This window comes from Rhodanobacter sp. Root179 (genome assembly GCF_001428465.1).
Classification (GTDB): Bacteria; Pseudomonadota; Gammaproteobacteria; order Xanthomonadales; family Rhodanobacteraceae; genus Rhodanobacter.
In genome coordinates, this window is record NZ_LMHR01000084.1 from 96,947 (window position 1) to 116,368 (window position 19,422).

Sequence of the window (19,422 nt, forward strand, 5' to 3'; positions counted from 1 at the left end):
GGTGGCCCGTCCGTCGTATTTCTTCCGGGCTACGACTTGAACCGGCGAACTTCCTGGGGCCAGCCGCAGGCTTCGGCCAGCTTGCCGGCCCATCGCCTCGCCGCTGCCTCGTCGGCTACGTCGATCGCGGCGAATCCGCCCAGAAACTGCGGGTTCCGCACGTAGGGCCCGTCGCTGAATCTCAACGTGCCGCCGGTCGCATCCGCGGTGAAGGCCGCGTCCGGATCCTCCTCCAGGCCGCCGGCCAACAGGTAGACTCCGGCCGCCTTCATTTCCTCCACCACCGCCCTGGCCAGGGGACCGCGCGTCGCGAACCACGCTTCGGAATGCTCGCCGACCCACGGCTGGTCGAAGTAGATCAGGTATTCGCTCATGCCATGCCTTCCGGTTGCGCAGTCGTGGCTGCTTCCTGTTCACGACGAACAGGAGCTGGCCATTTCGACAACGCGACGACACCTTGTCAGCGGTCGCCTGGGCCGCTTCCCTTCCTCGCCGTCCGGCCCAGGTGCAGCTGCGCCTGCTCCATCACGGCTTGCCGCAGCCGGGCCAGCGCTGCCGACGGCGCGCCGGGAGCGGTGTGCAGGCACAGCTCCACGCCCGGCAGCGGCGGCAGGCCGTGCTGCGGGCCCAGGCGCATCAGCGTGGGCGGAAGATCGGCGGCCGTGCGCACGGTGATGCCCAGCCCCGCGCCCACGCCCGCCCACAGGCTGTGCAGGCTGGCGGTGACGAAGGCCGGTCGCCACGCGATGCCGGCCCGATCCAGCGCAGCCGTGCCGGCCTGGCGGAAGAAGCACGGCGGCTGATAGAGCGCCAGGTCCAGCACGCTGTCGGGCCGCACGAGCTTGCCCGTGCCTTTCGGTCCGATCCAGCTCATCGGCAGCGTGGCCAGGTGTTCGGCGTCCGCGCGAGCGCCCTGGTTCATGGCCAGCACCAGGTCGAGCTCGCCGCGGTCGAGCCGTTCGAGCAACCGCCGGTTGGGTTCGACCAGCACGTCCACGCGCACCGCCGGATAGGCCTGGCGGAACTGGCCCAGCGCCGCCGGCAACCACGACTCGGCGAAATCGCCCGGCAAGCCGAAACGCACCGTGCCCTCGATCGCCGCACCACGCACCGCATGCACGGCCTCGTCGTTGAGCTCCAGGATGCGGTGCGCATACGCGTGCACCCGATCGCCCGCTTCGGTCAGCACCACGCGGCGACCCTGCTTGCGAAACAGCGGTTCGCCCAGTTGAGCTTCCAGCTTGCGCATCTGCTGGCTGATCGCCGACGGCGAGCGACCGATTCGCTCCGCGGCACGGGCCAGGCCGCCCAGGCGCAGGATCGCCACCAGGCTGCGCAGTGCATCCATGTCGAGGTTGGGGAGCGGCATCGGTAAGCAATTCGAAAGTGTCGGCCTCGAATTATTCGCTTTTTCCGCAGGCTTTCAAACCCTACGATCGCTGCGACCTCCCCCGATTCGACAGAGGAAAACCCCATGAATCCGCACCGCCGCTTCTCCCGTCTTGCCGCCATCGCCTGCCTGCTGCCCGGCCTGGCCTGCTCCGCCGGCACTCCGGCAAACGACACCCATGGCGAAATCTCGCTGGCCGGAACCTGGACCCTCGTGGCGGCCAACGTGCTGCATCCGGATGGCTCGCGCTCGCGCGACTACGGCGATGCGCCGAAAGGCCTGCTGCTGATCGACCACGCTGGGCATTACTCGCTGCAGCTCTACCGCAGCGACCGCCCCCGCTTTGTCGACCCGAGCAAGGCCAGGGCGACCGCGCCGGAATACCAGGCAGCCGTGATGGGCTCGAGCACCCACTACGGCACGGTCGCGGTCGAACCGGACCACCATCTGGTGTTCCGCATCGAAGGCGCCTCCTTTCCCAACTGGGAGGGACAGCAGCAGAGCCGCAGCTTCGAGTTGCGCGGCGACACGCTCAGCTACCGGGTGCCACCGCGTCCAGACGGCAACGTGCCCATCTCGGTCTGGCGGCGCATCGGCGACTGAGCCATCCCACCGTCGATCATTGCCCCCTGACGTCATCTCGTCGGGACGGTTTACTCTGACGCCCGTCGTGCTCCGCCACAGGCGGGCACTTTGGGGATTCGACATCCGGCGACGGCATTGCCATTCAACTCAGGCAGCCGTGCGCCCGAGGCGCTCGCCACCTTGCCCGGGCAGTTCGCGCCGTTTGGTCAATGGCCGTCCAAACCATCGCGCAGCGCCTCGGCGAATGCCTGCGGCTGGTCGATCCAGGCGCGGTGCCCGGCATCACGGATGACGCGAAGGCGGATCTTTCCCGCCTTGGCCAGGGCGGACCACAAGTGGCCCGACGGATCGAGATAGTCGCTGTCGCCCTGGATGACGGTGATCGGCACCGGGTGCGCAGCGATCGCCGGACGCACGTCCCAGGCAGGCATGCTCGCGGCAATCGCCGCGCCCGCCGCGTGGTTGTAGTAGATGCCCCCGCTGGTGAGCTGGCGCCAGCGCTCCACGTGCACCAGGTCCAACGGCGCGTTGTAGCGAATGCGCAAGCGCATCCTCGCCTGCCGCGGTGTGTCGCGGCCCTTGTCCGATGGTAGGCCGGCCTCGGCCAGCGCCCGCGCAATGGCGTCTTCGCGCGACATCATGGCGGTTTCCCGCTGGTCCAGCGCTTTGTCGTAGGCATCCGCCATGGCCTTGTCCATCACCGGTGGCAGGGAGCCGGCCAGGACCAGGCGCTCCACGTGCGCGGGATGGGCCCGGTAATAAGCCATGGCCAGCAGGCTGCCGAACGAGTGGCCGAACAGCACCAGCCGATCGCGGCCCAGCGCGACCCGCAACGCCTCCAGGTCATCCACCATCTGGCGCATGGTCAGCTTGCCCTCGGTTCCCGCCGGCACCGGCGACAGGACGCTGCCACGCTGGTCGTACAGGACGAAGGCATGCTGTTCCAACTGCGGGCGCAAGGCATCGATGATGTAGTGGAAATCGCGCCCCGGACCGCCATGCAGGAACACCACCGGCGCACCCTGCCCGATCTCGGTAACGAACAACTTCGCCACATGATCCGTCGTCGGCAGATACCAGGCGTTCTGCTGCACCTGGTTGAAGACATCGTGCATCCCGGGCTGCGCCGTTCCGCGAACGTCAGCCGCACTCGCGGCGCTGCACGCGAAGCCGGCCGCAAGAACAATGGCGAGAAGATGAAGCGAGCGCATGGCTCTCATCCTTCATGAAGACGGAACGAGGTTATGGCGACACGTGGTGGCAATCAAACGCCACAAGTCATTGGCGGGAAGCCCTTGCCACGAGCTGGGAAGCCCGCCGCCCCGCTTTGCGGATGACAACGACCACCGTCGCCACCGGCATCCGCAGGGCAAACGCTACGGGAAGATATTCCAGTCCAACTCCCTTCCTCCCCTTGTTCTGTTCGCGGTTCGCGAACAAACCAACGTCGGCAAGACATTCCGGCGAGCGAGGCGCGAGGTGATCGATCCCGGCAGGGATCCATCACCGGATGGCTTCACTGCGCTTACGGGCTTTCGCGGCGCAGGAAGTCGACCAGCCCCAGCACCGCAACGAGCACGCCGCCACCCAGCCCCACAGCCAGCGTCAACTGCATGTCGCCGCCATGGTGGAATATGCGCCCCGGCAAGGTCCACGGGAAAAAGTTGCCGAACCGCGATTGCGCGACGATGAAGCCGACGACGGTGGCCACGATGCCCACCGACACCGCCAGCGTGAAGCTTTGCCAGCGCAAGGCGATCCATGTCTGCAGGGCGACGATCAACATGCTGGCAGCGAAGCTGGCGGCCGGCAGCGGCCACAGGTCCGCCAGCGGCGGCAACCCCGCGAGGCCGTGGTCGGGCGCGGTGACCATGAGTATCCAGCCTGCCGGCAGGACCAGGACGCACAGCAGCAGGTAGGCCCCCAGCACCATCAGGACCATCATCAACAGCTTGGCCAGGTAATGCGCGCTCGGCGGCAGTGGCAGTGCCAGCAGATGTTTCCATTGCTGGTTGCCGTGTTCCAGCCCCGCCAGCAAGGCCGTCTCCAGCGTGACAAACAGCGGCACCATCAACAGGCACCACAGGCTGAACATGCCGGTTTCCAACCCGTGCCAGGCTGCGGCGGGAGTGGTGGAGCGCTGTGGCGCCGATGGATGCAGGCTCCCCACCAACACGATCAAGGCGGCCACGGCCAGCGGCAGGATCAGCACCATCCACAAGGCCAGGGTGTGTTTCAGCTTGAGCATTTCTGCCCGCAGGGCTCGCCAGTAAACACTCATGCGGCCTTCTCCCTGGCATCGGTCATCGCAAAGAACAGGGATTCGAGCGAAGGCCGCTGGCGCACCAGGCGATGCACCGCATGTCCATGTGCAACCAGCAGGCGATTGAGCACATGGTCGGCCTGCACCGGCCGGGCCAGCCGCACCGTGCGCGTATCGACGGCCGTTGGCGACTCACCCGCTTCAAGCAGCTGGGCGCAGGCTGTCGCGCTGTCGTCGCAAACGATTTCCAGATACTCGCCGGAGCGTTCTCGCAGGTCGTCGAGCGTGCCCTGGAACAGCAACCGACCCTCATGGATCACACCCACATGCGTGGCCAGCTGCTCGACTTCGCTCAGCAGGTGGCTGGACAGGAACACACTCAGGCCAAGCTCCTGCGTCATGCGCTTGATGACGCGCCGCATCTCGGCAATGCCGGCCGGGTCCAGGCCGTTGGTCGGCTCATCCAGGATCAGCAACCGCGGCCGGTTCAGCAGCGCCAACGCGATACCCAGGCGTTGGCGCATGCCAAGCGAAAACTCGCGCACGCGACGATGTGCGTGCTGCTGCAGGTCGACGACATGCAGAGCCTCGTCGATACGCGCCACTGGCGCGTCGACCAGGCGCCGCGTCACCTCGAGGTTGTCGCGCGCGCTCAGGTGCGGGTACAGCGACGGGTTTTCCACCATCGCCCCCATCCCGCTCAACGCCTCGCGATCGGCACGGGTCAGGCGCCGACCGAACAGCCAGACCTCCCCGGCTTCGGGCCGCAGCAATCCCAGCAGCAGGCGAATGGTGGTCGTCTTGCCAGCACCATTGGGTCCGAGGAATCCGTAGATGGCGCCCGCGGGAACCGCCAGATCAAGCTGGTGGACACCCTGGCCACCGCGGAAGACGCGCGTAAGGCCATGCGTCTGGATGGCCATCTTTTCAGCTGGAATACTCATGGTGAGGTCAGGCTACAAAGGTCGTCCGGTCCCCACATGGGCCAACAGTCAGGCGTGACCGTTGGCACCCTGCCTTGTGGCACGGCGCTTTACACAGCCGATGAAACGACCGGATTCCACCGACGGCTGGCCGCACGGCCGTTGCGAGAAAAGCCAGCGGGCGTCTCCCATGTACAGACCGCCGGCGCCGGCCCTTCCGCATAGCGGGCCCATGAATGCCCCAAGCCTCATGACTTGCGCAAGCCATTGCGGCATCACCAGGAAGCCATCCTCACGCACAACTGCGGTACGTCGTGCTCGTCCCCACACGTTTCGCGAGACAACCGAAAGAGCCTGAAATCGCCTGATCAACGCGCCCGCGCATCGACCAACCCAGAAACAACCCGCCTGCGCCGCGCCGACTTGAACGGTCTTATCATGAAGCCACGACCACACCTGGAACGCTCATGGCAACGGAAGCAGAGAACACCCAATTCGAGTTCAAGCAGAACATCATCGAACTGTTGTGGAACGACAACTCGCCGCAAGCCGCAACCAGCGTCGTGACGCGGTGTTCCACGGACGAGGAACGCGAGCACGGCTTGTGGATGGCGGTGGCCCTTCAACGCGACGCTGCGGTAACGGCGCTGCTGCAGACGGGCGTCAGCGCCCAGGCACGGGAGGCGGCCCTGGCGCTGCTGTGCGGAGGGCTGGCCAGGGTCGGAAAGCGCAAAATCGACCTGCACGTCACGGCGCAGGGTAGCTGGAGCGTGGATACCATCGACACCGCCGTCCGGGTCGGGACCTCCCGGTTCTGGTTCGAGGCCGAGAAGTTGATGGACATCTATCTGCAGCAGGGGCGCATCAAGGGAGGCTGGCTCGACATGCTTCCGGCGTTGCGTGAGGGTGTCGCGCCGAGCAGCCTGGAACGCTTCATCCAGACGCTGCAGCAGGCCAGCAGCGAGGAAATCAATGTCGCTGTAGCGCTGCTGCGCTCGGAGCTCGACCGGCAGGTCCTGCACGGCGGGACGGCCGCGCCGTAGCCAGCGGCGCGAGCCGTACGGTCGCTCGCAGGGGAGCGCGCGGGCAACGGCCCGTCAGACCACGTCAATGGCCTCCATTCCCGCGGCTGTCCGGTGCGTGCTGTTGCACCATGGACTGCGCAAAGGCCAGCAGATCCAGCGCGGCCTGGTCGTGGTCGGGGTTCAGCCCGGCCATGAAATCCGGCTGCCCTTGCGTCTGCGCCAGCGCCTGCGCGAAGTGGGCGTTCCAGGTCACGGCCACGTCCAGCGCCATCGCGTACGGCAGCAGGCTGGCCTGCAGTTCGGGATGCAATGACGGCTTGTAGCGCGCATCCATTTCCTGCTGTTCGGCCGTGTCGAGATACCAGCGGAAACCGCGCAGCTTGTGCAGCACCGGCGTGTCGGCCTGGGCTTGGCGCAGCAGCCACCAGCCCGCGACGACCTGGCCGGCCAGCAGTACGACGCCCACCAGCCAATCCTCCCGATGACCACCGCCCAACAGGCCGACCGCGCTGATCACGGCCACGAAACATGCCTGCATCCGAATGGCGCGCAGCAGCGCAAGCCGAACCGTGCCAACGACGATCGCCAGCGCGAACGCGCCGACCAGGCTGACCACGATGATCTCGGCGATCATCGCCCATCGGCTGTCGATGCCGAAGAACAACAGCGTGGCCGCCGCCAGCGCGATGAACCAGCCCGGCATCAGCAGCAAGGCGGGGTCCAGCGGGCGCTCGCTCGCGCAGCGCGCTTCCACCGCACGCCGGTAGGCCAGCTCGGCCAGGCCGGTGCTGTCGGCGTTTTCTTTCGAAAAGGACACCGTCTGACCGAAGGTGAACAAGCCCCGGCGCAATGACCGTTCGTCGGCCGTCAGGGTGGGCATGTAGTCGTCGCCCGCGCGCGTCGCCATCCAGCTGCCGTCGGCCTGTTGGGCGAGCATGAGCCCGCCCTTGGCCGCGATGCCGAGCACCCCGGCGGCAAAGCACCCGCGATCCCAGAAGCCATGCCACAGCAAGCGGATGGCGCCGGCGGACCAGCCTGGTGGCGCTTCGTACTCCACGATCACGGGCTTGCCGGCGCCGCCGCTGATGAGCCGTTTCGCGATCAGGCAATACAAGGCCAGCACCACCAGCCACAGCGGTCCGTTGAACATCCACGCCGGCGCCTTCGGCGGATCAAACGACCATGGCCCGCTCACTCGCGGAAAGGTGACCACCGCATCCAGCGTCTGCCCCGGCGCGATGGCCGCAGCCCAGTCGAGCGTCACCCGGGTTCCGCTGACGTGGATCTGGCCTTGATCCACGGGCACGCCATCGAGCTGGAAATGCGCATGAATCTGGCTGGACGGCGTCTCCTCCGGCAGCGTCACTTGCACGCGGGCGTGTTGCAGCGGCAGTCGATTGCTGGCCAGAGTGATCGGCCACACCAGCTTGCCGTCATCACCGACGGCAACGCCGTGCAGGATGCGGAACTCGATCTCAAATTCACGCGGCCTGCCGTGGCGCGCCGCAGGCACACCGATGCGCACGCCGTCCATCCACGGCACCACCTCGGCGTTCAAAATCTGGTCGCTCTCGCTGGCGCCCATGAAGAACACGTCGATGGGCTGGAGCTGCCGGCCCGGAAATGCCAGATCGCGATGGAACACCGATGGGGCAAGCGCGTTGACCCGCGTGGTCTCGTCGACCTCGATCGCATGGCCGTCACCCACCGTGATGTTGGTGTCGCGCGACAGCATGGCGGGTTGGGTACCCGACTGGCTGGCGTCCTGCGAGAACGCAGTGGCCGTAACCAGCGCCAGCGCGACAAGGCACAGCAGGCGCGCGATCACTCGCCGCGGCCGATCTGATCCGGGCCTCACCAGCGGCCGTCCGGGACGCGGTCGAGGGAACATCCGTTGAAGGGGATGAGTGTGAGCAGCCCACGCCAATCCGTGCAATCCGCCCGCTGCGTTTCGCCGAAGCTCGTCCCTGGCACATGCTTCCCCTGAAAATTTGATCGACTCGAATGAGTCTTCGGCACCTGTCGCTTGTCGCCGCAGGAGTTTCCTCTTCGACCACGGCGCTGGCAATGCAAGCTGCACCGCGACAGCGGATGTTCGCCTCTTTCGTGCTTCACACCGCAGGCCCGGATCGCCCTCCCACCCGGCCTGACCGCACTCACTCAAGGCCGTCCGACCAGGTTCCATCCGTTCTCGCTGAGCGTAGCCCGCGCACCGCCAGGTGAGAACCGCCCTCGTCGCCAAATGACGACGGAATGCTTCATGCATCGAACAGCTTCACCGCATCCAATCGCTGACGCCACCCATCGAAGCAAGCGCCGACCGCTATGGGGTCGCTGCACGCGGCGCCAGCGAACTTCCCGTCTTCCACTGCGGCGCCTGGTCGGCGTCGGCAACCGCCGCCACCAGCGCGTAGAAGAAACGGTTGAACTTGCCGGCGGCCGTCCAGTCCATCGGCTGGCTCGGATCATCCTGCGGGTGGTGGTATTGCACCTGGTACCAGTGGCGATAGCGCGCCTCGGACTCGGTGCCCGGGCGATAGCCGAACACGAAGCCGGTGGCGGGAATGCCTGCCTGGATGAAGGGCCAGTGATCGGAACGACGCAGCAGGTTGCGTTCCGGCTCGGGGTCGAGCTGCACCTTGATGCCCATGCCCGAAGCCACGGTGCGTACCGCATCGCCGAGCGTGCTGTCGTTCAATGCGTGCACGGTCAGCAAGTCCAGTGGAAAGATCGGACGGATCTGGTCGAGGTTGATGTTGGCCACGATCGCGCGCATCGGAATCGTGGGATGCGCCACGAACCAGCGGCTGCCGAGCATGCCCTTCTCCTCGCCGGTGAAGGCCGCAAACAGCACCGACCGGCGGAACCCGTTGCCGTGTCGACGCTCGGCCAGCCGCTGCAGCAGCGCAACGTACGCCGCATCATCGAGCGTGCCGTTGTAGATGTCGTCACCATCCACCGGTTCGCCGCGCCCGTAGCCGTCCAGATGGGCCGAGATCACCACCGTCTGATCGCGCACGGCCGGGTCCGTTCCCGGCAGCACGCCCAGCACATTGGCCGAAGTGATCACGCGATGACGGAGCTGGAAGTGGGCACGAAAATGCTCCGGCAGGTCGAAGTGCGGCAACGGCTTTCCGGCCAGACCCAGCGGGGTATTCGAGCGAAAGCGCCGCTGCGATGATCGGCAGCCTGAAATCTGTGTCCGGCTCCCGATAGCCATGGCGAAGCCACGGCCTTTGCTCATTGTTTCCAACAGAGTATCCCCGTCCGCTTCTGAGCCGGATTTACTTACCAGAGCAGCGGGGCCAGAGCGCCACATTCGATGCCAGTCAAATTCGCGGAAGCTATCAAGCTGTCCATCTGCTTCTTGCCGGAATCATTGATATAGATCCTGACGTCTGCCGTCGCGGGATCCTTGAAGATGGCGGGCTCAACGGGAATCTTCAATTCATTGAACGCCTCCATTTTTACGTCGCCCAGGTCGGACATTTCGGAGCCCTCCACATTGACGCAATGGATGATGTTGGTGACGTTGTAAAAGTAGCGAAGCTCACCACTACCTTGGCAATCGAGCTCAAGCAGTTGCCCGAACTGCAACAGAAACGGAGCCAGCAGCATCCCTGCTCGCTCGTTGAGAACCAATGCACCAGCGACCATGGCGCTAACGTCGGCCGCCGGACGCGGGTTCTTGCCTCGCGCGCTGTCCGCCAAGCCGACGAGCGGACGATCAAGCCAATTTTTCGGACTTCCATTCGTGTTGGAAAGCCGTTCAAGCATGTCATCCCGGTTCAGAGAGACAACCATGGCGTAGTCTCGAACGGAAGCGCATCGCAGTTCCCAGATCGTCATCTCCCTTCCCCGACTCAAAGCGTCAACACGCCCGACAGCAATTGTGACTTGATCGAGCAGACGTACTCGACCCGACTCGACTTCGCTAAAACGGGACGGAGAGTGACCGAGAAACCCGACATGCACCTACCTGCGCCGTCTCGCGTCGCCGATGCTGCCCGTTGCCATGTAGCAGGACACTGGGATACGCCGGCTATCGACTCTGCTCATGCCACGCCAAGCTCGCCTGGAAATCCCAGGCGTACCGCTCCACATCACCCAGCGCGGAGTCAATCGACGCGCCATCTTTCTGGATGACAGAACAAAGGGGGCCAGAACAAAGGGGATGACGAGCTTGAGTCAGTGCCAGTCGTCCCTGGCGCGTTTTCCCTTTTAGCCAAGCATCGACATGGAGATCAATACAAACCCTGCGGCAGCAGAGATCAGAGAGCTGACCACCGTGAACAGGATGAAGCCCAGCAAGGCGCGCAGCGCGGTCTTCCAGCGCGAGGAGCTCTGGAAGTACTGCACCAGTGAAAAGACCAGATAGAAGAAGGCAAAGGGAACAACCCACATTTGCGCGCTTGGCAGCCACCTCTGGACGAGTACGGCAGCCGCCATGAAAATGAACGTCTGCACAGTCAGGAAGGCTGAGATCACCAGCCATTCGGGGTAGTTCAGCCCCCTGCCCTTGAAGGCCAACCAGAAGGCCCCGGCCTGAAACGGCAGGAGAAGAAGCGTAAATGCGGCCAGGTGTGCATTGATCCAGTCTTTCACCGCAACTGCGGTCTTGGCCGACGCTGCAGCTGCTGCGCCTCCCTCAACCCCGACGCTGGAGCCCTCGACATAACCGGCGCCAGCCTGCAGGGAGGGGCCGATCAGATCGCCGCCCAGCAGAAACTTGCCAAGCAATACCACCAGCGCCGCCGAGATCATCAACAGCAACATCGGCTTGACCTGGTTGGCGCGCCGCCCTTCGATGTAGTCGCGCATCAAATGGCCCGGCCGCAGCATCAGCTCCTTGAGCGAATAGAAGATGCCCCGGTCCATGTGCAGCACACTGTGCTCCAGCTCATGCCCGAGGAAATGCCAATCGATGCGGTGTGCGGGCGTGGTTTGGCCGCAAGTGGGACAGAATTTCTGATCAGGACCGGCAATGGCGCGATCGCAATTGGCGCAAGCGCCTGATTGAAGCATTCTCACTGTCTGCCGCCCCTTGGAGTGTCCTGCCCGATTTTTACACGAGCAGGAACAGGAAGCGCGACCAGATCAAAGAAAAACCGCGTCTGATCATGGGGGGCGGAAGATCGGGTCAAACCGCATGGGGTCAGTTTCGCTTTCCCGTGCCAATGGGGTCATGCCAACGAGGCCAGCTCAACCTGACCCCGTCTCGCTGCTTTCCCTCAGGGAAGGCCCAGCCAACGCGGAGCGGCGGTCTGCCTCCGCCGCCCCCGGCTGACGACGTGGCCGGCGACGTGGCCGAGCCCTCGCCGGAGACGTTCGCCAGTCCACTTCCGGTTGCTGCTTGATCGGGTCGCCGGGGCAAAAGGCGTCAGGGACAATTTGAACGTCAACGTCCGCCGTCAAAAATTGTCCCTGACACCTTCTTGCTGAACTTTTTGCGCCGCCTCAAGTCGATGAAGACGCCCTGCCCGCGCCTCGGTCCGGGCCATCGACGGGAGACATTCCTTGAACAAGATGCATCTGAAAGCTGGCGGCGCCCTTTTACTGGCCATGATGCTCGGCCAGGCCATGGCCACTGAAGCCAGCCACGCCACCGCGTCGCAGCGCATGCCGGACAGCTATGCGCAGGCGGCAAAGCTGATCGACCTCGGCGATGGCCGCCATCTCAACCTGCGCTGTTCGGGCAGCGGACCGCAGACCGTCTTGCTGGAGGCTGGCGCAGTCGCCGATTCCTCCACGTGGTTCGAGGTGCAGCCGCTCCTGGCCGCCCACGCGCGCGTCTGCGCGTACGACCGGGCCGGCTTCGGCTTCAGCAGCGAGGGGCCGATGCCGCGAGGTCTCGACGCCGACGTGTCGGATCTGCACGCGCTGATCCAGCAGGCCGGCCTCTCGACCCCACTGGTGATGGTGGGGCATTCGCTGGGTAGCAACATCGTTCGGCAGTACGCAAGCCGCTATCCGGCGGACGTGGGCGCGATGGTCCTGCTCGATCCGCCCGCGCAGGACATCGGCCGGTTTGCCCCCGCATGGCAGAAGGACGAGGACACCCTCTCGGTACAGCGGTTCGCGTTTCTTCGCCACTGTGAGGCCGCCGCCGAAAAGCACGAACTGACATCCACCCATAAGGAACTGAGCCAGTGTCTCGGCGGGCCCGATCCGCGCGCCAGCGCCAAGCTCAACGCGGTGAACCTGGCCCTGATGTCGAAGCCGGCGTACTGGCACACCGTGCTGTCGGTACTCCAGACCAATGTCGAGGTGTTCAAGCAGCCCGTGTCGAAGCAGGAGACGCACGGCTCGACACCCCTGATCGTGCTGTCCGCCGCCAACACCTATGCCGATGCGCTGCCGCGTGACCGCAAGGGGCTGGAAGAAGCCCGGGCCCACACGCAGGCGCAGATCGTCGCCACATCCTCTCGCGGCACGCTGGTACACGTTCCGGATAGCTCGCATGACATTCAGATCGATCAGCCGGACGCGGTAGTCAAGGCGGTCAGGCAAGCGCTGGGGATGACGCAGCGCGCAGCGAAGTAACGCTGCCCTACCAACAATGGTCGGATACAGGCATTGCACTTGGGGATCTGTAGCGCTTGCGTGCGTATGCCAGCCAGGAACGCGCCCTTGGTGACGAGCGCTTCCAGCGCATGGTGGAAACCGCCCTGGGATGTCCTGCCGTGTACCGCCCGCGTGGACGGTCACCGCGGGCAAGCATCCAGGAAGACATTTAATTAGCCACGCCCCCTTTACTCCCAACCCGGCCTCGTTCTTCACGGATGAACGCGAATGATCGTCTTCCCGCTGATCCGCCGGGTCGGGTTGAAAGCAGCGACGGCATCGTCGAGGGTGGCGATGTTGCCGATGTTCGTCCGCAATCTGCCGTCCCGTACGCGCTGGACGATCTCGCCCAGTTGGGCGCGGTTGGACTCGACCACGAAGTCGACCGCCAGGCCATCGACGGGCCGCGTTTCGGCCGGCGCGACGATGGTCATCAGCGTTCCACCGGCTCGAATCAGGCCTGCGGATCGCTTCTGGATGTCGCCGCCGATGACATCGAACACCAGATCGACCTTGCCGACGTCTTCCAGCGTGTCGTTGTCGAGGTCGACGAACTCCTGCGCGCCGAAGTCGAGCACCTTCTGACGGTCGGCGGCGCGGCCGGTGCCGATGACATAGGCGCCCGCTTCACGCGCGAGTTGCGTCACCATCGACCCGACCGCACCGGCCGCGCCGTGCGCGATGACGCTCTGCCCCGCCCGAAGACGGCCGTGCTCGAACAGTCCCTGCCATGCCGTCAGGCCCGAGATCGGCAGGCTCGCGCCCACCGTGAAGTCGACGTCGCCCGGCAGCGGCGCGAGGTTGCGTGCCTCGATCGCCACATACTCCGCCAGAGTGCCGTCGCGATACCAGTCCGCGAGGCCGAATACCCGCTGCCCCACCGATAGCCCGGCCGTGCCGTAGCCCAGCGCAGTGATCACTCCAGCCAACTCGTGCCCGGGAATCGTCGGCGTCCGGTTGCGGTCGAGGCGATCGGTCCAGGTCGAGGGCCACGTCAGCTCGGTTCCGACGAATCCCGACGCATGAATCTGCACAACGACATCGTTTATCGCGGCTTGCGGCTCGGGGCGCTCCGCCAGCTTCATCCCCGCCGTTCCCGCGGCCTCGTCGGCTACCACGATCGCCTTCATTGTCATTGTCTCCTCGGTGATTTGTCCCCTGGGTGGACATGTCGTCGAATTGGAAAGCTCGTTCGTTATTCGATGCAAAATGCAGAGTGGTTACCTAAAGCGCCGGTGAGAAAACCGGGGTCAGAGTGCACTTCTGACGGAAGTTCGCGGAATGGCCCGACAGACGGAACCCGCAGCACTGGGAAACTGGAGCCATTCCAGCACGGACGCCGCGATGCCCCGCCAGCCACGACTCGATCGTGCCTACATTCCCCAACACGTCGTCCAACGCGGCAATGATCGCCAACCTTGTTTCTTTACCGACGTAGACCGTGTGCGCTACCTGCAAGACTTGCGCGAGATCTCGATGCGCGAGGGCTGCAACGTCCACGCGTATGTGCTCATGACCAATCACGTACATCTCTTGATGACGCCAGCCGCCAGTGGCCAGATTGCGCGCGTGATGCAATCCCTGGGGCGACGTTACGTGCGCTACATCAACGATCGATACCGACGCACCGGCACCTTGTGGGAAGGTCGCTACAAGTCGTCACTGGTAGATCGGGAAACCTACTTGCTCCACTGCTATCGCTACATCGAACTCAACCCGGTCCGCGCTCGCATGACCGCCGACCCGCTCGACTATGCCTGGTCAAGCCACGCACACAATGCTTTCGGCCACGACGACCCTTTGATTCATCCCCACCCCGTCTATCTGGCGCTGGGAAGAACCGACGAGGAGCGATACAACGCATACCGCACCCTCGCCATGGAAAACCTGTCCCAAAATCACCTCGACGCCATACGCGCGCATCTTCAACGACAGCACGCGCTGGGCTCAGACCGCTTCCGCAGCGCTATCGAAACGCAGCTGTCACGCCGCGCAGGGCCGGCAAAAATCGGACGTCCGCGCAAAGTGCCTCAAGGAGAATAAGCCTTGAAAAGTGCACTCTGACCCCTGTTTTTGTCCGACCCCTGTTTTTGCCCCCTGTTTTTAGACCCCCATTTTCATCCTCGCGTAGGAACCAACCTGTCGTACGGGGGAAGGTTGCTGCTGGCCATCTCTTCGGCTTCATAGGCAAGGCGCAGGGTGGCGGCGGCCCGCATGTAGCCCATCAGGAGATCCTCCTGATCACTGACGTCGTCGTCCTCGCCCGCCTGGTCGATCTCTGTTTCCAAGGAGTGGATCTGCATTTGCACCGCCTGCACGGCCATCAGCAGGGTCTGCCCGTCAATATCAGCCATGGTTTTCGCTCATCGTTGGAGTATGGAATCCGAAACTGGGGTCAGAGTCGACTTTTACACCAACGACGCTCATTTAAAGTGCACTCTGACCCCTGTTTCGACCACCAGGCATTATGCTCGACATATTTTTCTCTTACTTCGCTGCGTGGCACTCGACTTGACCACCAATTTCTTCACACCGAATAGCCTGTGTATCGCCTTTCTGCCTATAATTTTCCAAATAAACTGTCTTACTTTTTTCAGGCCTTTTATTCGAAACAGAACTTGCATATGGAACGTCGCTAACCACGGAGGCACTGGATGAGGCAGATACATCATCCTGAAAACCATGGAATATCGAGTAACCACAAAGAAACACAAACGTTAGCGCGGCGCCGACAAAGGCGAACGCACCGCTTTGACGGCCAAGATCCCTACCTGCCAACAACAGAACTACAAATACCACTACGCTGATTATTAATATCGTAAAAAATGCTCTTAAGAATGCCATTAAAGCATCGAACATACCAGGAATTAACAAACATCCCAAAAAAAGCAATGCTGCCGAGATAGTGACAGTCCATAAGGCGATCATCCTTTTTCGACGATATCGCCCCCTCTCGACCTCATTTATCAATGATGGTGTGCCAAAAATCATATACCCCCCTGACCTGCGCGGCAGGCCAACCAAGTCGCCAAAAATCAGGATTAAATGAACCTGACCCCTTATCTGCCGTTCTCGACCCCGTTCTCTGACCCCGTTCTCTGGACCCCGTTCTCCGTGCCCCCTGTTTTAGACCCATGTTTTTAGCTAACCATTCGGAAGGCAATCCGCAAATTGCGTCTGCAAATCTGGCAGCATGGGAGACCGAAGACCATAAGCCATGCGAACCGCGTTCGTGGCAATGATCAACATACCGTTCGCATTGATCAGAAGCGAGGCTGCCTCATGGGCAGGAAATTCGACGAAGCTTTGCACAACCGGCCGAATGCCTCCGTGAACGTATGAATGCATTGCTCGCCAGGTCGCTTCCTTCAAGTGAAGCAGCGGTAGGTAGATGTCTGGTGGATGATGACGCTCAATCGTAGCCAACATAGCTACGACATCGGGTCCCTTCCGGGTTTCCGCATCTGAGTTTGTCGCGTCTTCATTGGGCCTGAGGAAGCCGTCAATCCATTGATCTTCAGCGCCGCACATCGTCCAAATGACCCGCAACAAAGCTTCGTATGTGGGCCGGACCAGCGCGGCGGCTGAGACGTCCAGTTCCCTTTGGACCAATATCCATTGCGAGATAACGTGCTGCCGGACAATGTTAGCGAAACCTCGCACAACTAGTTGCCGCGGAATTCGAGGCTGAGGCAGTTCATCCCACAGCACGTCAATCGCGCGGTGCAGAGCGCAAGTTCCAAATCTGACGCGCTCAAGTCGTTCCAGAGCACTTGTGCGAGCAGCGTCGTTGGTCAACTGAACCCTCTCCTTTAGAAGTGAAACGGAGCCCGTTACTGCCCGGTTATGGGCGGTAAGTGAACCTTACCCCGTTTTCCCCGATGACTTCCGCGCGATGGTGGAAGCCAACACCCAACGCTTCGCCGGCATCAGGCCCCCACATCGACCGCATCATGACAATTCAAACGGTTGTAAGTGAACCTGACCCCGTTCTTCGCCTCTATTTCCGACAATCGCCGAGGTACCGGTCATATACCCCGGCCCGAGCGCACGACTTGACGCATAGCAACCAAGTTCGTTTCCACAAGGTTGGGTTGCCAACCATATTAATTGAGGCCTCCTTGCAACGCTTGGGTGATGCATCTACGTAACAGTTCACTGCGTCGCCCCCAGCCTTTTGGCAAACGGCGATTTCATCGAGCGTAGGCACGAGGTCTGGATCAGGTTTAGACATTTCACGCACAGCCGCAACCAAGCGCCGAAATTCAGACCCGTTGTTGGACGGTGGAGGAGTCGCAGTGCTCTGCCAGGCGAAAAAAATAAAGCCCATTAACATTGTCGACCTCCTCTTTTCTATTCGCGGAACAGGTCAAGCATAAAAACGTGGCTAGGTTCCCGTCTACCCCACCTCAAGCCATCCAGACATCTTGCCGCTACGCAGCAGGGCAGTTCACCTTCGCCGTGCGCCAATTCAAACGGTTGTAAGTGAACCTGACCCCGTTTTTCTAGTCAGATGTTTATGCCCAACTGAGCCTTCAAGTCCTGACGAATTTTCGGAGGGAAATTTGCAGCCAAAACTTTCCTAAATATCGGATGCGCTGCACCCTGAAGTCGGCTCGCGAACAAACCGAAAAAAATGAGTAGTGATGTTCGAACACTTTGCGTCTGTAATTTTTGCCAAGCCCTAAGCCTAGATAAGTCATCTGTGGCTATCGCCGGATAAGCCGACGCGCTCGTCATCCGAAAATCAACCTTTGAACCATGAACTGATCCCGATAGTTTCGAATACTCGCTATCCAGCCGTTGAGTCGCACTCTTCACCACAAAATATTTCTTTAGTTCCGGGTGCTTCACACAATACTGTCTCAGCACCTTGGGCTCCAAGCGAAGTTCGCCAACCTTCCACTGAGCCAACTCAACTGGATGGTCCTTGAAGTAAACAAAGGCTAGATAACTTTCCATGAAGGATCGCAACGAAATTAACGCGGATCTCCACATCCCACTGGTTGCGTGAACATGCGATGTGAGCAAATCGTTATGCGCTTCAATGAAGAAGCCAATTACATCATCGCTCAGCGAGACTAGGCCGACCTCGTGCCATCCGCGAAACGCGCAGATTAATCTATAGCTGCTAAGGAAAATTTTGTCGTTCGCGGAAAGTGCGCCCTTAACATTTGCGTTACTCGCTTCTGCGGCGACCTTGAACGTGTCGTAATTAGCGCGGAACTCCGCCTCGATCGTCACTGGCATATTACTAATTCCGCATCAGAACCGAGAAAGCGTCCAGGAGGGCTTGGGACGAATCACCGCGTGCTCCGCGCTTAGAAATACTACGCAAGCGCGCTCGTCCTTCCGGATGGTCTGCGAAATAGCTCACGATTTTCCCCATCAAGTCTCGTGACGCATGGCGGGGCTCAATGACTATTGGCAAGTCTAACTCGTGTATAAAGTTAACCCAATCGGACTTTGTGAATTTGGAGAAACCAACCAGAGCGACCAGCGCGGACGGGTCACTGTGTGCACTAGACCTGAGTTCGTGGTCGCGATATCTCGCACGCTTGAACTCTTCATCTAGCGGGCCTTCAGGCATCGAACGCAACAACCGAGCCAACATAACGAGAATATCTGCCAACTCATGTGTAGATAAATTAGTACGTTTCATGCGCCGATCCTACCAATTATTTCAAGTGAAAGGTTCGTAAATTCGTTAATGGCGTCCTTGTCGCTCCCAACAAAGATTGGCTTTTGCCTCGAGGCAGTCTCGCTTACTTGAACTCGTTCTTTTATTTCGCTCTCAAGAACTTCGGCGCCAAACTGTTTCCTAAGCGCGGAAACGATTTCATCCCTATAAATAGCGGGACGTCCAATCCGCGTCAATGCGATGCCAGCAAGATCAATTCCATGAGAAATATCGGCACAGAAACCGGCCACCCTTGTTTTGAGAAGAGCCACCCCTATGCTTGAAAGATAGTCGGGGGAGACCGGGATCACATAATAGTTGCTCATCGCGAGAGCATTCTGGGTGGGAATTGTTAAATTTGGTGGACAGTCGCAGATGATTAAATCGTAATTTTTCTTGAAATCTTTCATTGATCTCGCAAGTTTTGTTTCTCGCGCAGTAGCGCCGGCCATATCGAGGTCGATGGTAAAGAGATCTAAATGTGACGGAATCAGATCAACATTGTCGAATACATCTTTAATGACAACTTCTTCTGGCTTCTTTTCCACACCCGTTGCACCAAACGACTTTCTCGCACCAAGAATATCCGCGACAGTTCCATGAGAAAGAGAATGGTCTTCCCATTGCTTAGCGGTTATGCATGAAAAGGTCGCGTTCGTTTGCGGATCCAAATCAACGAGAAGAGTTTTTAGACCTGTTTGTCCAGCGTACGCAGCGAAATTTACTGCGAGCGCGGTTTTCCCTACACCGCCCTTCAAGTTAACGCACGCGACCACTATTTCCTTTGCCATATTCTTCCCCTGAATTTATGCCGGACCAGTTCACATATTCCTCCGATACTCCCCCCCGACTTCATAGAGCGCATGGCTAATCTGCCCCAACGAGTTGTACTTCACCGCCTCCATCAACCGCTCAAACACATTCCCCCGCTCCCGCGCCGTGTCCTGCAGCGTCCGCAAGCTCCCCGGCACCAGCGCGTTCCGCGCCTCACC

19 protein-coding genes and 1 pseudogene are annotated in these 19,422 nt (G+C 61.5%); 5 read left to right on the forward strand and 15 right to left on the reverse strand.

Features of this window, described 5'->3' with window-relative positions:
• Positions 1 to 29 precede the first annotated feature (29 nt).
• Both ASD82_RS13080 and ASD82_RS13085 read right to left on the reverse strand, forming a co-directional pair.
• Complete coding sequence (locus ASD82_RS13080) at positions 30 to 374, reverse strand: YciI family protein (RefSeq protein ID WP_056718258.1); 345 nt, start codon at positions 372 to 374, stop codon at positions 30 to 32.
• A gap of 86 nt (positions 375 to 460) precedes the next feature.
• A complete protein-coding gene (locus tag ASD82_RS13085) occupies positions 461 to 1,369 on the reverse strand; it encodes a LysR substrate-binding domain-containing protein (protein WP_056718259.1) in 909 nt (302 codons plus the stop codon).
• 105 nt (positions 1,370 to 1,474) lie between these two features.
• Between ASD82_RS13085 and ASD82_RS13090 the strand changes: the two genes are divergently transcribed.
• Entirely contained in the window at positions 1,475 to 1,993 is a 519-nt protein-coding gene (locus tag ASD82_RS13090; RefSeq protein ID WP_056718260.1) for a lipocalin-like domain-containing protein, read from the forward strand.
• A gap of 188 nt (positions 1,994 to 2,181) precedes the next feature.
• On the opposite strand, the gene ASD82_RS13095 is transcribed toward ASD82_RS13090, so the two are convergent.
• The 3 genes from ASD82_RS13095 to ASD82_RS13105 form a co-directional block, all read right to left on the reverse strand.
• Entirely contained in the window at positions 2,182 to 3,090 is a 909-nt protein-coding gene (locus ASD82_RS13095) for an alpha/beta hydrolase (protein ID WP_056718261.1), read from the reverse strand.
• 410 nt (positions 3,091 to 3,500) lie between these two features.
• Entirely contained in the window at positions 3,501 to 4,256 is a 756-nt protein-coding gene (locus tag ASD82_RS13100; protein WP_082585348.1) for an ABC transporter permease, read from the reverse strand.
• Entirely contained in the window at positions 4,253 to 5,182 is a 930-nt protein-coding gene (locus ASD82_RS13105) for an ABC transporter ATP-binding protein (protein ID WP_235580716.1), read from the reverse strand. Before ASD82_RS13105 ends, ASD82_RS13100 begins: the two co-directional genes overlap by 4 nt.
• A gap of 446 nt (positions 5,183 to 5,628) precedes the next feature.
• Between ASD82_RS13105 and ASD82_RS13110 the strand changes: the two genes are divergently transcribed.
• The gene (locus ASD82_RS13110; protein WP_056718264.1) at positions 5,629 to 6,204 is read left to right on the forward strand and encodes a hypothetical protein; all 576 of its coding nucleotides are present in this window, start codon (positions 5,629 to 5,631) and stop codon (positions 6,202 to 6,204) included.
• Positions 6,205 to 6,268: 64 nt separating this feature from the next.
• Here the strand turns inward: ASD82_RS13110 and ASD82_RS13115 are convergent, their stop codons facing one another.
• The 3 genes from ASD82_RS13115 to ASD82_RS17795 all read right to left on the reverse strand — a co-directional run bounded on the left by ASD82_RS13115 (position 6,269) and on the right by ASD82_RS17795 (position 10,035).
• A complete protein-coding gene (locus tag ASD82_RS13115; RefSeq protein ID WP_162253827.1) occupies positions 6,269 to 8,044 on the reverse strand; it encodes a DUF2207 domain-containing protein in 1,776 nt (591 codons plus the stop codon).
• Between the two features lie 465 nt (positions 8,045 to 8,509).
• Positions 8,510 to 9,313 carry a M28 family peptidase gene (locus ASD82_RS13120; RefSeq protein WP_056718266.1) on the reverse strand — a complete coding sequence of 268 codons (804 nt, stop codon included), beginning with the start codon at positions 9,311 to 9,313 and terminating at the stop codon, positions 8,510 to 8,512.
• A gap of 161 nt (positions 9,314 to 9,474) precedes the next feature.
• On the reverse strand, positions 9,475 to 10,035 hold the full coding sequence (locus ASD82_RS17795) for a hypothetical protein (protein ID WP_157599270.1): 561 nt from the start codon (positions 10,033 to 10,035) through the stop codon (positions 9,475 to 9,477).
• Between the two features lie 208 nt (positions 10,036 to 10,243).
• Here ASD82_RS17795 and ASD82_RS18130 point away from each other — a divergent pair.
• A pseudogene (locus tag ASD82_RS18130) lies at positions 10,244 to 10,333 on the forward strand (transposase); the annotation flags it as partial.
• Positions 10,334 to 10,407: 74 nt separating this feature from the next.
• Here the strand turns inward: ASD82_RS18130 and ASD82_RS13130 are convergent.
• Positions 10,408 to 11,211 (reverse strand): DUF3667 domain-containing protein, encoded by an 804-nt coding sequence (locus ASD82_RS13130; protein WP_082585351.1) that lies wholly within the window; start codon positions 11,209 to 11,211, stop codon positions 10,408 to 10,410.
• A 501-nt stretch (positions 11,212 to 11,712) separates the two neighbouring features.
• Here ASD82_RS13130 and ASD82_RS13135 point away from each other — a divergent pair.
• The gene (locus ASD82_RS13135; RefSeq protein ID WP_235580718.1) at positions 11,713 to 12,729 is read left to right on the forward strand and encodes an alpha/beta hydrolase; all 1,017 of its coding nucleotides are present in this window, start codon (positions 11,713 to 11,715) and stop codon (positions 12,727 to 12,729) included.
• A 233-nt stretch (positions 12,730 to 12,962) separates the two neighbouring features.
• Here the strand turns inward: ASD82_RS13135 and ASD82_RS13140 are convergent, their stop codons facing one another.
• Positions 12,963 to 13,880 carry an NADP-dependent oxidoreductase gene (locus ASD82_RS13140; protein WP_056718270.1) on the reverse strand — a complete coding sequence of 306 codons (918 nt, stop codon included), beginning with the start codon at positions 13,878 to 13,880 and terminating at the stop codon, positions 12,963 to 12,965.
• Between the two features lie 214 nt (positions 13,881 to 14,094).
• On the opposite strand from ASD82_RS13140, the gene ASD82_RS13145 reads away from it, so the two are divergent.
• Positions 14,095 to 14,793: a transposase gene (locus ASD82_RS13145; RefSeq protein ID WP_056718271.1), complete on the forward strand. Its 699-nt coding sequence runs from the start codon at positions 14,095 to 14,097 to the stop codon at positions 14,791 to 14,793.
• Positions 14,794 to 14,867: 74 nt separating this feature from the next.
• Here the strand turns inward: ASD82_RS13145 and ASD82_RS13150 are convergent, their stop codons facing one another.
• The 5 genes from ASD82_RS13150 to ASD82_RS17425 form a co-directional block, all read right to left on the reverse strand.
• On the reverse strand, positions 14,868 to 15,104 hold the full coding sequence (locus ASD82_RS13150) for a hypothetical protein (RefSeq protein ID WP_056079802.1): 237 nt from the start codon (positions 15,102 to 15,104) through the stop codon (positions 14,868 to 14,870).
• Between the two features lie 133 nt (positions 15,105 to 15,237).
• Positions 15,238 to 15,741, reverse strand: a complete 504-nt coding sequence (locus ASD82_RS17800) for a hypothetical protein (RefSeq protein WP_157599271.1) — start codon at positions 15,739 to 15,741, stop codon at positions 15,238 to 15,240.
• A 153-nt stretch (positions 15,742 to 15,894) separates the two neighbouring features.
• On the reverse strand, positions 15,895 to 16,548 hold the full coding sequence (locus tag ASD82_RS17805) for a hypothetical protein (protein WP_157599272.1): 654 nt from the start codon (positions 16,546 to 16,548) through the stop codon (positions 15,895 to 15,897).
• 711 nt (positions 16,549 to 17,259) lie between these two features.
• Entirely contained in the window at positions 17,260 to 18,000 is a 741-nt protein-coding gene (locus tag ASD82_RS17810) for a hypothetical protein (RefSeq protein WP_157599273.1), read from the reverse strand.
• A 408-nt stretch (positions 18,001 to 18,408) separates the two neighbouring features.
• A complete protein-coding gene (locus ASD82_RS17425) occupies positions 18,409 to 19,221 on the reverse strand; it encodes an AAA family ATPase (protein ID WP_082585352.1) in 813 nt (270 codons plus the stop codon).
• Positions 19,222 to 19,422 lie beyond the last annotated feature (201 nt).